This is a genomic window from Streptomyces sp. AM8-1-1, from assembly GCF_032229325.1.
GTDB lineage: Bacteria > Actinomycetota > Actinomycetes > Streptomycetales > Streptomycetaceae > Streptomyces > Streptomyces achmelvichensis.
The window spans coordinates 7,226,675-7,239,700 of sequence record NZ_CP135086.1 but is presented as its reverse complement, the minus strand read 5'-3'; the positions used below and the strand labels follow the sequence as shown (position 1 = coordinate 7,239,700).

At 71.9% G+C, this 13,026-nt stretch carries 12 protein-coding genes; 5 read left to right on the top strand and 7 right to left on the bottom strand.

The window, feature by feature from the left end:
- Positions 1-8: 8 nt before the first annotated feature.
- The gene (locus RPQ07_RS32390; RefSeq protein ID WP_313947777.1) at positions 9-1,142 is read right to left on the bottom strand and encodes a PLP-dependent cysteine synthase family protein; all 1,134 of its coding nucleotides are present in this window, start codon (positions 1,140-1,142) and stop codon (positions 9-11) included.
- A gap of 199 nt (positions 1,143-1,341) precedes the next feature.
- Here RPQ07_RS32390 and RPQ07_RS32385 point away from each other — a divergent pair, with 199 nt between their 5' ends.
- Both RPQ07_RS32385 and RPQ07_RS32380 read left to right on the top strand, forming a co-directional pair.
- The gene (locus RPQ07_RS32385; protein ID WP_313947776.1) at positions 1,342-1,665 is read left to right on the top strand and encodes a hypothetical protein; all 324 of its coding nucleotides are present in this window, start codon (positions 1,342-1,344) and stop codon (positions 1,663-1,665) included.
- Between the two features lie 182 nt (positions 1,666-1,847).
- Positions 1,848-2,363: an ATP-binding protein gene (locus RPQ07_RS32380; protein ID WP_313947775.1), complete on the top strand. Its 516-nt coding sequence runs from the start codon at positions 1,848-1,850 to the stop codon at positions 2,361-2,363.
- 291 nt (positions 2,364-2,654) lie between these two features.
- On the opposite strand, the gene RPQ07_RS32375 is transcribed toward RPQ07_RS32380, so the two are convergent.
- The 5 genes from RPQ07_RS32375 to RPQ07_RS32355 all read right to left on the bottom strand — a co-directional run bounded on the left by RPQ07_RS32375 (position 2,655) and on the right by RPQ07_RS32355 (position 8,757).
- Positions 2,655-5,225 carry an ABC transporter permease gene (locus RPQ07_RS32375; protein WP_313947774.1) on the bottom strand — a complete coding sequence of 857 codons (2,571 nt, stop codon included), beginning with the start codon at positions 5,223-5,225 and terminating at the stop codon, positions 2,655-2,657.
- Positions 5,222-6,022, bottom strand: coding sequence for an ABC transporter ATP-binding protein (locus RPQ07_RS32370; RefSeq protein ID WP_313947773.1), 801 nt, complete (start codon positions 6,020-6,022; stop codon positions 5,222-5,224). The genes RPQ07_RS32375 and RPQ07_RS32370 overlap by 4 nt, the downstream gene beginning before the upstream one ends.
- On the bottom strand, positions 6,019-6,309 hold the full coding sequence (locus RPQ07_RS32365; protein WP_313947772.1) for an SHOCT domain-containing protein: 291 nt from the start codon (positions 6,307-6,309) through the stop codon (positions 6,019-6,021). Before RPQ07_RS32365 ends, RPQ07_RS32370 begins: the two co-directional genes overlap by 4 nt.
- Positions 6,310-6,555: 246 nt before the next feature.
- A complete protein-coding gene (locus tag RPQ07_RS32360) occupies positions 6,556-7,401 on the bottom strand; it encodes a YhjD/YihY/BrkB family envelope integrity protein (protein ID WP_313947771.1) in 846 nt (281 codons plus the stop codon).
- A gap of 141 nt (positions 7,402-7,542) precedes the next feature.
- Positions 7,543-8,757, bottom strand: coding sequence for an ROK family protein (locus RPQ07_RS32355; RefSeq protein WP_313947770.1), 1,215 nt, complete (start codon positions 8,755-8,757; stop codon positions 7,543-7,545).
- 76 nt (positions 8,758-8,833) lie between these two features.
- Here RPQ07_RS32355 and RPQ07_RS32350 point away from each other — a divergent pair, with 76 nt between their 5' ends.
- Both RPQ07_RS32350 and RPQ07_RS32345 read left to right on the top strand, forming a co-directional pair.
- Positions 8,834-10,054, top strand: coding sequence for an MFS transporter (locus tag RPQ07_RS32350; RefSeq protein WP_313947769.1), 1,221 nt, complete (start codon positions 8,834-8,836; stop codon positions 10,052-10,054).
- Between the two features lie 120 nt (positions 10,055-10,174).
- Positions 10,175-10,918 (top strand): maleylpyruvate isomerase family mycothiol-dependent enzyme, encoded by a 744-nt coding sequence (locus tag RPQ07_RS32345; protein ID WP_313947768.1) that lies wholly within the window; start codon positions 10,175-10,177, stop codon positions 10,916-10,918.
- A gap of 126 nt (positions 10,919-11,044) precedes the next feature.
- Here the strand turns inward: RPQ07_RS32345 and RPQ07_RS32340 are convergent, their stop codons facing one another.
- A complete protein-coding gene (locus RPQ07_RS32340) occupies positions 11,045-11,446 on the bottom strand; it encodes a MarR family transcriptional regulator (RefSeq protein ID WP_313947767.1) in 402 nt (133 codons plus the stop codon).
- An 86-nt stretch (positions 11,447-11,532) separates the two neighbouring features.
- Between RPQ07_RS32340 and RPQ07_RS32335 the strand changes: the two genes are divergently transcribed.
- On the top strand, positions 11,533-13,008 hold the full coding sequence (locus tag RPQ07_RS32335) for an MFS transporter (protein ID WP_313947765.1): 1,476 nt from the start codon (positions 11,533-11,535) through the stop codon (positions 13,006-13,008).
- Positions 13,009-13,026: the final 18 nt, after the last annotated feature.

Genomic DNA, 13,026 nt, shown 5'->3' with positions numbered 1-13,026 from the left:
GGGCCGCGTCAGTCGGGCCAGACGCCCGTCGACAGGAAGCGCTCCAGGGTCGCGGTGTACGGAGCGATGTCCAGACCCTGTCCTGCCAGCCACGCGTCGGAGTAGTACTTGTCCAGATAGCGGTCGCCCGGGTCGCAGAGCAGGGTGACGACACTCCCCCGCTGTCCGTCCGCCACCATCTCCGCGATGATCCTCAGCGCGCTCCACAGACCGGTGCCGGTGGAGCCGCCCGCCTTGCGCCCGATGGCCGCGTCCAGTGCCCTTACGGCCGCGACGCTGGCCGCGTCGGGCACCTTCATCATCCGGTCGATGGCTCCGGGCACGAAGCTCGGCTCCATGCGCGGCCGGCCGATGCCTTCGATACGGGAACCGCAGTCGGTGCTGGCCTGCGGGTCGCTCTGGGTCCACCCCTCGAAGAAACAGGAGTTCTCCGGGTCTGGGACACAGATGCGGGTGTCGTACTGCATGTAGTGCACATAGCGGGCCACGGTCGCGGAGGTGCCGCCCGTGCCGGCCGTGGCGACGATCCACGTGGGGCAGGGGTACCGCTCGAGCCGCAGTTGCTGGTAGATCGACTCTGCGATGTTGTTGTTGCCGCGCCAGTCGGTGGCTCGCTCGGCGTAGGTGAACTGGTCCATGTAATGGCCGCCGGTCCGCTCGGCGAGTGCCGCCGACTCCTCGTACATCCTGCGGGAGTCGTCCACGAAGTGGCACCGGCCGCCGTGGAACTCGATCAGCCGGATCTTTTCGGTACTGGTGGTGCGCGGCATCACCGCGACGAAGGGGACGCCGATCAGCTTGGCGAAGTACGCCTCGGAGACGGCCGTGGAGCCGCTGGACGCCTCGATGACGGGCTTGCCAGGCCGGATCCAGCCATTACAGAGGCCGTAGAGGAAGAGGGAACGGGCCAGCCGGTGCTTGAGGCTGCCGGTGGGGTGGGTGGACTCGTCCTTGAGGTAGAGGTCGATGCCCCACTCCTCGGGCAACGGGAATCTGAGCAGGTGCGTGTCCGCCGAACGATTGGCGTCCGCCTGGACCTTGCGGACCGCCTCCTTCAGCCAGGCCCGGTACTGCGGGTCGCTTCGGTCGACGTCGGCGGTCGCCGTCGCCCCGTCCGTCACACGCTTCTCGTCCGTGCTCATGAGCGTCGCCCCTCGCCTTGGCCAGTACTGCATCCCTCCTGCCACAGTAAGCCCCTCACCTGCACAAACGTTGACTTTGGGCATCCATAGGAGTCGCTTGTGGGCCGGGACGTGCGCTACCTGCGGACACGTACTGGTGCACGCGGCCGGAGTTGTGCAGACTGCCAGGAGATGACCTGACGAAGGGGGCGGTGGGCCGATGGCGATGGCGGAGCCCGAGTTCCGGGCCACGGGCGTACGGATCGAACGATGGCCGCGCTCACTCACCAAGGCCGGACAGGTATTGATCAAGGACGGCAAGGTGGCCTTGCTGACGAGTTACGGCCGGGTGATCGACAGCGCCCCCGTCCGCGCGGTCAGCGCGGGCCGGCCCTGGTTCGCCGACGAGGCGAGCACGGCGGTCACGGTGAACGGCAAGCGGTACCGGCTGACCATGGGTCAGCGCAATCACCGGCCCGAAGCCCGGGCACTGGCCGGGCGTTTCCTGGACGCGGTGCGCGGCGCGGGCGGCCGCAGGGACTGAGATTCCCCACCCGGGTGCTGCCAGGTTGCGGGACCGTCGTCATTGGTTCACGCTGGTCTCACATCACTCAGGGTGCACCGGCGGTAACGCTGTGATCCAGCCCGCCGGACAAATCAGCAGCCAGCCAACTGCTGGATCCGATCCTCCGTTCTCTTCCGGACCTCATTCGGGGAGTCGCAGCCGTGATCAGCCAGCCAAGCAGGCACTGCACGGTGGAGCTCCAAGCCCTGCCGTCGCGGATCGGACAGGTCCGCAGAATCATTTCGGCGCAACTGCGCTACTGGCATCTCGATCCTCTGATCGACCAGGCAGCGCTCGGCGTCACTGAACTGCTGACCAACGTCCACCGGCATGCCGAGCCGGACAAGATGTGCACCGTGGACATCGAGCTGCTGCTCGACCGCCTCACGGTGTCCGTACAGGACAACGACCCGCGGCTGCCGACCGTGCGGGACAGCGATGCTCTCGACACGTCGGGGCGCGGTCTCGGACTGATAGCCGCCGTGAGCGACTGCTGGGGTGTGCATCCCCGGGGCGACCTGGGCAAGGCCGTCTGGTTCACGCTCTCGGCGCCGTCGGCGGCCGTTGCGCTGCCCGTGCATCCGATCGTGCACGGGGCCACCACGGAAGGGCCGTTCACCGCGGCTCCGCCGGTCGCGCCCGAGCACACCGCGATGCCGTCGACGGTGTCCAGCTGACCGGCCCCTGCCGGTGTCGCGGCAGCCCCGGTCCCGGCGGGCGTGTGAGCCCGCCGGGGACCAGCGGCCGCGGCGCCGGCGACGGTGCCAGGACGTGTTTCAGAAGGAGCGCCGTCCGCCCGCAGGGCGAGCCCTGCGGCGTCGGGTGCGCGCCATCGCAAGGCGGTGGGGGCGCCCCCGCCGGAGGCCGGGGAGATTGCCCTCGTACGGGACGTACTTGGACGACTCCGCCAACATCGCGCGTGTGCGTGCCGGGGCGTCGCGGGGCGGGCGAGACTTCTGAAACACCCCCTACTCCGTCGCGATGGCCCGCAGCACGTCCAGGCGCGCGGCACGGCGCGCGGGCCGCCAGCCCGCGACCGCTCCGGCGACCAGGCCGACGAGTGCCACCACCAGCAGTTGGACGGGCGGCACCGCGAAGGCGAAGGACGTGTCGCCCGTGCCTTCGGACGCCTTGACCAGCACCCAGCCGAGCAGTCCGCCGAGTGCGAGTCCGCCGGCCGTGCCGAACGCGGCGACCAGCACGGACTCGTAGCGCACCATGGCGCGCAGCTGGGTCCTCGTCTGGCCGACGGCCCGCAACAGGCCCAGTTCCCTGGTGCGTTCGTGGATCGCGAGGGTGAGCGTGTTGGCGATGCCCAGCAGCGCGATCACGACGGCCAGCGCGAGCAGTGCGTAGACCAGCGTGAGCATCATGTCGATGGCGCCCGCCGCGGACTGCGCGTACTCCTCGCGGGTCTGCACCTCGGGGTTTCCGTAGGCGGACACGGTCTTCTCGACGGCTGCCGTGCCGTCCGCGGTCGGCACACCGTCCTTGAAACCGACGGCGATCAGCGTGTCGGAGTCCTGGCCGCGGTGCGGGGCCCAGGCCGCGCGGGTGATGACGTAGTCGCCCGCGAGTTCCGCCTGTTCGTACACGGCGCGCACGGTGAAGGTCTTTGACGTGCCGTCCGTGAAGGTGACGTCGGCCGTCGAGCCCGGCTTCCAGCCCCGCTTCCCGGCCTCGGTGGCCGCCACGGCCATGCCGTCGCTGCCGAGCCCGTCGAGCGAGCCCCGGACCGTGCCGAGGTCGAACGCCCTGCCGAGGGCGACCGGATCGGTGACCGTCAGCTGACGGCCCGCGCCGTCGACCTCGGCGACGCCCTGGCCGAGACCGACGGCGGTCTCCACCTCGGGCAGCGCCGCGATGGCCGGGGCGAGCTTCGGGCTGAGCCCGCTGCCGCCCGCGCCGAACGAGGGTGCGCTGACCGCGACATCACCCGCGAAGGAGCGCGAGACCGTCTGGTCCATGGTGGCCTTGAGCGAGGCGCCGAAGACGGTGAAGAGCGAGACGACCGCGACGCCGATCATCAGGGCGGTGGCGGTCGCCGCCGTGCGCCCCGGGCTGCGCAGGGCGTTGCGCTGGGCCAGCCTGCCGGAGACACCGCGCAGCCGGTCGAGCGGTGCGCCCAGGATCCGTACGGCGTACGGGGACGCGACCGGGCCCAGCACCACGAAGGCGGCGAGGGCGAGGATCGCGCCGGTGGCGGCAAGCCAGATGGACGGGGCCGCGAGGACGCCGGCGAGGATGACGGCGAGGGCGGCGAGCGCCACGGCCCCGCCGGTGCGGGCACGCTTCACCGAGGCGGCCGACCGGTCGACCGCCGTCTCGCGCAGGGCCGCCAGCGGGGCGGTACGTCCGGCGCGCACGGCCGGCATCAGCGCCGAGCCGAGGCAGACGAGCACCCCGACGGCGAGCGGCAGCAGCAGGGAGAGAGCGCTGATCACGAGGCCGCCCTCGGGGAAGGGGAATCCGATGACCGGGAACAGCGCCCGCAGTCCTGCCGCGATACCGATACCGCCGAGCAGCCCGGCACCGGAGGCGACGAGCGCGACGGCGCTCGCCTCGGCGAGAGTCGAGCCGACGATCTGGCGGCGGGAGGCTCCGAGGGCGCGCAGCAGCGCGTTCTCGCGGGTCCGCTGGGCGATGACGATGGCGAAGGTGTTGTAGATGGAGAGGGTGGCGACCAGCAGGACGATGCCGGAGAAGACCAGGAGCAAGGTGGTGAACAGGCTCAGGAACTGACCGGAGATCATGTCCTGGTTCTCTTCGGTGGACGCCTGTCCGGTGATGGCCTCGACGCCTGCGGGGAGCACGGGGCGGAGCGCGTCGACCAGTTCCTGCTGACCGGTGCCGGGCCCGGCCCGCACCTGGACGGACGCTGCCTCACCGGGCTTCGGGGTGAGGTACTTCTCGGCGTCGGCCCGGGTCATACCGGTGAAGGTCACCTGCCCCATGCCGTCCTCGCCGCCGAAGGTGGCCAGCCCCACGACCGTGACCCGTACCGGGTCGGGGGTGCGCAGGACGGTGCGGTCGCCGATCTCCAGCCCGCCCGTCTCGGCGGCGCCGCGGTTGACGACGACTTCGCCGGTACGGGCGGGGGCGCGGCCCTCGGCGAGCTGATACGGGTTGAGTTCGGTGTCGGCGATCCAGTTGCCGGCGACCGTCGGAGGGCCCTGCCCGCCGATCGGCTTGCCGTCGGCACCCACGAGCTGTCCCGCGCCCTGGATGCTGGGCTCCGCGGCGGCGACGCCCTCGACCCCCTTGATGCGGGCGGCGAGGTCGGTGGGGACGTTCTGCCGGGTCCCCTGGGCGTCACCGGGGACCGTGACGACGTTGGAGCTGCGGACGACGGCGTCGGTGCCGCCATTGGCACTGGCGAACATCGTGTCGAAGCTGCCGCGCAGCGTGTCGCCCATGACGAGGGTGCCGGTGAGGAAGGCCACCCCGAGCAGGACGGCGGTGAACGTTCCCGCGAAGCGCCGCTTGTGGGCCCGCAGTGAGCTGAGGCTGAGGCGCAGGGACGCGCGGCTGCTGCTCATGCTGTCGCCTCCGCAGAGGTGTCGCGGTCGCGCGTGTCGAACGCCTTCAGACGGTCCAGGACGCGCTCGGCGGTCGGGGCTTCCATCCGGTCGACGAGCCGTCCGTCGGCCAGGAAGACGACCTCGTCGGCGTGCGCGGCGGCGACGGGATCATGGGTGACCATCACCACCGTCCGCTCGGTCCGGCGCACCGCACGGCCCAGCAGGCGCAGTACCTCTTCGCCCGAACGGGAGTCGAGGTTGCCGGTGGGCTCGTCGGCGAAGACGACGTCGGGCCGGCCGGCGAAGGCGCGTGCCACGGCGACCCGTTGCTGCTGGCCGCCGGAGAGTTCGGCCGGCCGGTGGCCGAGGCGGTCGCGCAGTCCCACGGTGTCGATGAGCGCGTCGAGCCACTCCTGGTCCGGCCGGTCGCCGGCGAGGTCCATGGGGAGGGTGATGTTCTCGGTGACGGTGAGCGTGGGGATGAGGTTGAACGCCTGGAAGACGAAGCCGATGCGCTCGCGGCGCAACAGGGTGAGCCTGCGGTCGTCGAGTGAGCTGAGGTCGGTGTCGCCGATGAGGGCCGAGCCCGATGTCAGGGTGTCGAGCCCGGCAGCGCAGTGCATCAGCGTGGACTTGCCGGAGCCCGAGGGCCCCATGATCGCGGTGAAACGGCCGGCCGGGAAGTCGACGCTCACCCCGTCCAGGGCCCTCACCTCGGTGTCGCCCCTGCCGTAGACCTTCACGGCGTCGACGACGCGCGCGGCGGCCCGCGTCCGGGTCGCGGACAGGGGGGTGGTCGCGGTCGTGGTGTTCACACCGCACCGTCCTTGCCGACGCGGCCGAACTGCTCGTCGAGCACGGACAGCCGGCGCCAGTACTCGTCCTCGTCGATCTCACCGGCGGCGAACCGGCGGCCGAGCAGGGCGATCGGCGAGTTCTCGCCGTGTGCGGGGCGCTGGTTCCAGGGGCCGGGGCCGCGGCGTCCGCGCCGGAAGCCGGTGCGGCGCGCCAGTGTGACGACGCCGACGACGACGGCCGCCCAGACCAGCGGGAAGAAGAGCATCCACGGGCCGGGCCCGCCTGTGTGCGCCAGGGTGTTCATCTCGGTCAACTCCTCGGTGGCGATGGTGGTGCGTGATTCCTTGTCGCTACCGAGGCTCCCGCCGCAGGGGGCCGACGTCGTCGTACGGCCAGCGGCAGTGCGCGTACCACCCGGGGAGTACGCAGGGCTTTCACGGCTGCTCCCCGCTCCGGCGGGGGTGAGGGCTCAGCCCTGTCCCTACGGCCGTGGGTCAGGGGCGAGGGGCCCGGTGGCGCAGATCCGTGCCGCACCCGGCCCGGGGCCGTGTCACTCCTCGTCCGCCTCCGCCATCCGGCGGTGGACGCGGCGTTCGTGGATGATGCGCCCGATGATCGCGCCGCCGTAGACCACCACGCCGACTCCGACGAGCCAGGACTGGATGACGAGGACGGTCCCGATCGGGCCGTAGACCACGGTGTTCGACGCGATCAGCGGGGAGAAGACGAGCTGCGAGAAGATCCGCAGCCCGAGCAGACCGAGGGCCGTGGCGGCCGCCCCGGGGAACAGGGCGCACCAGCGGACCCGGCCGCCGAGGAGCACACGTTGGGCGACCCAGAAGAAGGCGCAGGTGCCGATCAGGTCCGCCAGGACACCGATCGCGGCGCCGAGGGCGGAGTCCAGCGGGTTGGGCGTGTTGACGAAGGCCAGCAGGAAGCAGATCAGCAGGGCGAGGAAGACGACGTGCCGCCACATGGTGTGCCAGCGGGCCGTCGGCAGGTCCCACACCTTCTCGTAGCCCGTCTGCACCACGGAGCCGAAGGTCAGACCGAAGACGGTGAGCGCTGCGAGACCGAAAGCGGTGGTGCGCTGCAAGGCGGCACCCGGCACTCCGAAGAGCCGCCCGACCTCGTCCTCGGAGGCCGGGGAGACTCCCAGCGCCTGCCCGAGCCACCGGGCGAATCCCTGGCCGCTCGCCGGGTCGGCCGCCGCGACCACGATCAGCAGCGGCACGAGGGTGAGGAAGCCGAGCGCGGCGAATCCCATGGCCCGGTGCATCAGCTCCAGCTCGCGACCGCGCGACCACACGAGGCCGGCCCAGGAGGCCATGAACCTGTCGCGCAGGTGCTGGAACCGGTGCGCAGGGGGCTGTGCACCGGCGGGCTTGTGGGTCATAGGTCGTCGACTACCCGCTCATACGTCGCGAAGCGTCCATCATGCCCCCGGACGAGTGCCGGCGCATGCCCCGGAGAAGTGCCGCCGATGCCCCGGACGAGTACCCGTGCGTCCCCGTCCTGCCGGCAGGGGACGGCGAGGTCAGAGCAGTGCGCCCAGCGGGTCGTCCAGGACCGGCTGCCACGCCAGTTCGGCCGCCCCGACCAGGCTGTTGTGGTCGAGCGTGCAGGGGAGGATCGGCACACCGCCGCTGCGCCCCCACAGACTGCGGTCGGCGACGACGGCCCGCAACCGCTCGGGGTCCGCACCCAGCAGCTCGCGGTGCAGTCCGCCGAGGATGATGCGGTCGGGGTTGAGGATGTTGACGAGCCCGGCGAGCCCGAGGCCCAGACGGTCGATCAGCTCCTCGCAGGCGGCTCGGACGCCGGGATCGGCATACTCCGTGCGCAGTAGTTCCCTCGACTGCTCCAGCAGGGAGACCTCGGGGCCGGGGTCACGGCCCGCGGCGGTGAGGAAGGCGAGCGGGTCGGCCTCGACGTCGAGGCAGCCGCGGCTTCCGCAGTGGCATGCGCGGCCCTCGGGGTTGACCGTCAGATGGCCGACCTCCAGCGCGAGGCCCGCGCTGCCGGTGTGCAGCCGTCCGTCGAGGACGAGCGCGCCGCCGACGCCGCGGTGGCCGGTGGCGACGCAGAGCAGGTGCTGCGCGCCGCGGCCCGCGCCGTGCCGGTGCTCGGCGAGGGCGGCGAGGTTGACGTCGTTGCCGGTGAAGGCAGGTCCCTCGATGCCCGCGGCCCGTACCCGCTCGGCGAAGATGTCGCGTACCGGAGCGCCCGCGGGCCAGGCGAGGTGGAGCGGGTTGAGGGCGGTGCCCTCGGGTTCGGCGACGGCGGACGGCACGGCGAGGCCGGCGCCCACGCAGCGCCGGCCGCTCTCGCGCAGCAGCGCGGCGCCCGCGGCCACGACCTCGCCGAGCACCTGGGCGGGGTCGGCGGAGACGGTGACACAGCCGGGGGCGGTGGCGACGGTCCGGCCGCCGAGTGCCACGAGGGCCGCGCGGAAACCGTCGGCGTGCACCTGGGCGGCGAGGACGACCGGGCCCGTGTCGTCGACGGAGAGCCGGTGGGAGGGACGGCCCTGCGATCCGGCGGCCGCGCCGGGGCGGGAGTCCACCCGGATCAGGCCCAGCGCCTCCAGCTCGGCGGCGACCGCTCCGGCCGTGGCACGGGTGACCCCGAGTTCGGCGGTGAGCACGGCGCGGGTGGGCGCGCGTCCGGTGTGAACCAGTTCCAGCGCGGGGCCGAGCGCGCTGCGGCCCCTCTCCAGCCTTGATCTGGTGCTCGTCGCCTTGCCGTTCATGGTGGCGAGTCTCCCATGATCCAGCCGTTGCGCAGCCGCCTTGTCCGGATCGGGCCCCCACCCCTATGCTGAGTTTGTGCCGCAACTAAACAAACTACGGACGGCCGCACCGGGGGGCCCGAGCGGAAACACCGCCCCACTCCCCCTGTCCCGCCTCCGCACCGCCCTCACCGTGTTCTTCGCCCTGGACGGCTTTCTCTTCGCCGGCTGGGTGGTCCGCATTCCCGCGATCAAGCAACAGACCGGAGCATCCGCGAGCGACCTCGGGCTCGCGCTGCTCGGCGTCTCGGCGGGCGCGGTCGTGACGATGACCCTCACGGGCCGGCTGTGCCGCCGCTTCGGCAGCCATCCGGTCACCGTCGCCAGTGCCGTACTGATGTCGCTCAGCATCGCGCTGCCCGCGCTGACGCACTCGACGCTCGCCCTCGGTCTCGTCCTGCTCGTCTTCGGCGCCGCGTACGGCGGGATCAACGTGGCGATGAACAGCGCCGCGGTCGACCTGGTCGCCGCGCTCCGTCGGCCGGTGATGCCGAGCTTCCACGCGGCGTTCAGCCTCGGCGGCATGGTCGGTGCGGGGCTGGGAGCCCTGGTGGCCGGCGGCCTGTCCCCCACCGTGCATCTGTTGCTCCTCGCCGTCATCGGCCTGCTGGTCACGGCCGTCGTCGGCCGGGTGCTGCTCGGCCGGACGGCTCCGGTCACCGAGCGCGCCCAGGAGGACCCGGTGCCGCGCCGGCTCACGGGCCGAACCCGCAGGCTCGTCACGGTCTTCGGCGTGATCGCGCTCTGCACGGCGTACGGCGAGGGCGCGATGGCCGACTGGGGCGCGCTCCACCTGGAGCAGGACCTGGACGCCCACCCGGGCGTGGCCGCCCTCGGATACTCCCTGTTCGCCCTCGCGATGACGGCCGGCCGTCTCACCGGGACGACCCTGCTGGAGCGGCTCGGACAGACCCGCACGCTGGTCGCGGGCGGCACGACGGCTGCGGCCGGCATGCTGCTGGGCTCGCTCGCCCCGACCGTGTGGCTCGCGCTGCTCGGCTTCGCGGTGGCGGGCCTCGGCCTGGCCAACATCTTCCCGGTGGCCGTGGCCCGGGCGGGCGCACTCGCCGGCCCCGGCGGGGTCGCCGCCGCTTCCACGCTCGGATACGGCGGCATGCTGCTGGGACCGCCCGCGATCGGGTTCCTCGCCGACTGGTTCTCGCTGCCCGTCGCGCTCACCACGGTCGCGGCACTGGCCGCGGGTGCGGCACTGATCGGATGGGCGGCCCGGAACGCGACCGCGCCGCAGGACGCCTGACCGCTCGTCGGCGCACACCACCGGGGCCCTGCCAGAGGGGGCGCACAGGGGGGCGCATTCACGCCGGTCGCCTGACGCGACGGCCCCACCGGACATGAACCGAGTGGCACAATCTGCGGCATGGAGACCGCCGAGCTGATCACATCACTCGTACGGGAGGGCCAGTTGCTGGCCGCCGCGGCCACCCGGACGGACCCGGCGACGCCGGTGCCCACATGCCCGGGCTGGCAGATGCGTGACCTGCTGCGTCACATCGGCATGGTGCACCGCTGGGCCACCGCGTTCGTGGCGGAAGGCCATGAGGAGTTCCGTCCCGCCGTACCCGAGAACGACCTCGACGGCGACGAACTGATCGAGTGGTTCCGCGAGGGCCACGGCCTCCTCGTCGGGGCACTGACCGAGTCACCGGCCGATGTGCGGTGCTGGACCTTCCTTCCCGCCCCGTCTCCGCTCGCGTTCTGGGCCCGGCGACAGGCGCACGAGACGGCGATCCACCGCGCCGACGCCGAGTCCGCCCTGAGCGGCAAACCCGGCCCGGTGCCTGCCGACTTCGCCGTCGACGGCATCGACGAACTGCTCTGCGGCTTCCACGGCCGCACCCGGAGCCGGCTGCGCTCCGAGGTGCCCCGCGCCCTGCGCGTAAGGCCGCTCGACACGGACGACGTGTGGACCATGTGGATCTCGACGGACGCACCGCGTACGGAACCGATCGCGGAGGTCGCCGCGGACTGCGAGCTCATCGGCACCGCCGAGCAGCTCTATCTCACGCTGTGGAACCGGCTGCCCCTGAGCGCCGTCACCGTCGCGGGCGACACGGAACTCGCCCGGGAGTGGCGGGAGAAGTCCTCCGTCACCTGGTCGTAGCGCAGGTCCGGGGCGGGGCGGGCTCAGGCGGACGGCAGCCCGGGCAGGCGTGGCCGGGTTCAGGCCGTGGCGCCCGGTCCGGACAGCGGCGTTCCGGCCGTGGCGCCCCGTTTCGGACAGCGTCGTTCAGGCCGTGGCGCCCGGCAGCATGCGGGAGAGCACGGCGCGCTGGAGCGGCTGGACCTCGGCATGGCGTGCTCGCCCCGCGTCGGTCAGCGCGACCCGCACACCCCGGCGGTCCTCGCTGCACATACCGCGGGTGACCAGCCCGTCCTTCTCCAGGCGGGCCACCAGACGCGACAGCGCGCTCTGGCTGAGGTGGACGCGGGCCGCGAGTTCCTGCACCCGGAACGAACAGTCGCCGTCGGCGGCCGACTCCTCGGCGAGTACGTCGAGGACCTCGAAGTCGCTGGCACCGAGCCCGTGGTGATGGAGCTCGCGGTCGAGCTCGCACATCGTCCGGGCGTGCAGCGCCAGCACATCGCGCCACTCGTCGACGAGTGCGCGCTCGGACTTGTTCGCTGCCATGGGCGCACGCTAGCAGAAAACCCCACTTTGTTGCATCGGAATTAAATGCACTTGCATTGAATGCATGTGCATGTACTGTGCTGCACATGATCTCTCCGCCCAACGTCCCCTTGGCGCAGGAGCGCTGGAGCCCTCGGCTGTGGGGCACGCTGCTCGTGCTCTGCGCCGCGATGTTCCTCGACGCGCTCGATGTCTCGATGGTCGGCGTCGCCCTGCCGTCGATCGCCACCGATCTCGATCTGTCCACCTCGACCCTGCAGTGGATCGTCAGCGGCTACATCCTCGGCTACGGCGGCCTGTTGCTCCTCGGCGGCCGCGCCGCCGACCTCCTCGGCCGCCGCCGGGTCTTCCTCATCGCACTCGCCGTCTTCGCCGTCGCCTCCCTGCTCGGCGGGCTCGTCGACTCCGGACCGCTGCTGATCGCCAGCCGTTTCATCAAGGGCCTGAGCGCCGCGTTCACGGCGCCCGCCGGACTGTCGATCATCACCACGACCTTCAAGGAAGGCCCGCAGCGCAACCGAGCGCTGGCCATCTACACCACCTGCGCCGCCACCGGCTTCTCCATGGGCCTCGTGCTGTCGGGCCTGCTCACCGAGGTCAGCTGGCGCCTCACCATGCTGCTTCCCGCGCCCATCGCCCTGATCGCCCTGGTCGCCGGCATCAAGCTCATCCCGCGCAGCAGCCGCGAGGACTCCGGAAAGGGGTACGACCTGCCCGGAGCCGTCACCGGCACGGCCTCGATGCTCCTGCTCGTCTTCACCGTCGTCCAGGCACCGGAGGTGGGCTGGGCATCCGCCCGTACGCTGCTGTCCTTCCTCGCCGTGGCCGCCCTGCTCACCGCCTTCGTCACCATCGAGCGCCGCAGCTCCCACCCCCTGATCCGGCTGGGCGTACTGCGCTCCGGCAGCCAGATCCGCGCGAACCTCGGCGCGGCCTTCTTCTTCGGCTCGTACGTCGGTTTCCAGTTCCTCGTCACCCAGTACATGCAGTCCCTGCTCGGCTGGTCCGCCCTGGAGACGGCGCTGGCCTTCCTGCCCGCGGGGGCACTCGTGGCGCTCTCGTCGACGAAGATCGGCTCCGTCGTGGACCGCTTCGGCACGCCGCGCGTGATCGCCCTCGGCTTCGGATTCCTCGTCGTCGCGTACGCCCTGTTCCTGAGGATCGACCTCGCACCGAGCTACGCGGCGGTCATCCTGCCGTCGATGCTGCTGCTCGGCGCTGCGTGCGCGCTGGTCTTCCCCTCGCTCAACATCCAGGCCACCAACGGCGTCGAGGACCACGAGCAGGGCATGGTCTCCGGTCTGCTCAACACGTCGATCCAGGTCGGCGGTGCGATCTTCCTCGCCGTGGTGACCGCGGTGATCACCGCCGGCGACACCGGAGACTCTCCCCAGCAGGTGCTGGACAGCTTCCGCCCGGGCCTCGCGGTGGTGACCGTCGTCGCGGCGGCGGGGCTGCTCATCACCCTGACCGGGCTGCGCACCCGGCGCACCGGCGGCGGCGTAGTGGTCGCCACGTCGGTGCCCCAACCCGAGCCCGAGCGGGTGACGGTCGGCGACTGACCGGCACCCCGCTCGCAG

Excerpts from the sequence above, each read along its gene's own strand:
- RPQ07_RS32365 (WP_313947772.1), bottom strand. The coding sequence starts at position 6,309 with ATGAACACCCTGGCGCACACAGGCGGGCCCGGCCCGTGGATGCTCTTC.
- RPQ07_RS32345 (WP_313947768.1), top strand. The coding sequence starts at position 10,175 with ATGGAGACCGCCGAGCTGATCACATCACTCGTACGGGAGGGCCAGTTG.
- RPQ07_RS32385 (WP_313947776.1), top strand. The coding sequence starts at position 1,342 with ATGGCGATGGCGGAGCCCGAGTTCCGGGCCACGGGCGTACGGATCGAA.
- RPQ07_RS32335 (WP_313947765.1), top strand. The coding sequence starts at position 11,533 with ATGATCTCTCCGCCCAACGTCCCCTTGGCGCAGGAGCGCTGGAGCCCT.
- RPQ07_RS32340 (WP_313947767.1), bottom strand. The coding sequence starts at position 11,446 with ATGGCAGCGAACAAGTCCGAGCGCGCACTCGTCGACGAGTGGCGCGAT.
- RPQ07_RS32390 (WP_313947777.1), bottom strand. The coding sequence starts at position 1,142 with ATGAGCACGGACGAGAAGCGTGTGACGGACGGGGCGACGGCGACCGCC.
- RPQ07_RS32360 (WP_313947771.1), bottom strand. The coding sequence starts at position 7,401 with ATGACCCACAAGCCCGCCGGTGCACAGCCCCCTGCGCACCGGTTCCAG.
- RPQ07_RS32375 (WP_313947774.1), bottom strand. The coding sequence starts at position 5,225 with ATGAGCAGCAGCCGCGCGTCCCTGCGCCTCAGCCTCAGCTCACTGCGG.
- RPQ07_RS32355 (WP_313947770.1), bottom strand. The coding sequence starts at position 8,757 with ATGAACGGCAAGGCGACGAGCACCAGATCAAGGCTGGAGAGGGGCCGC.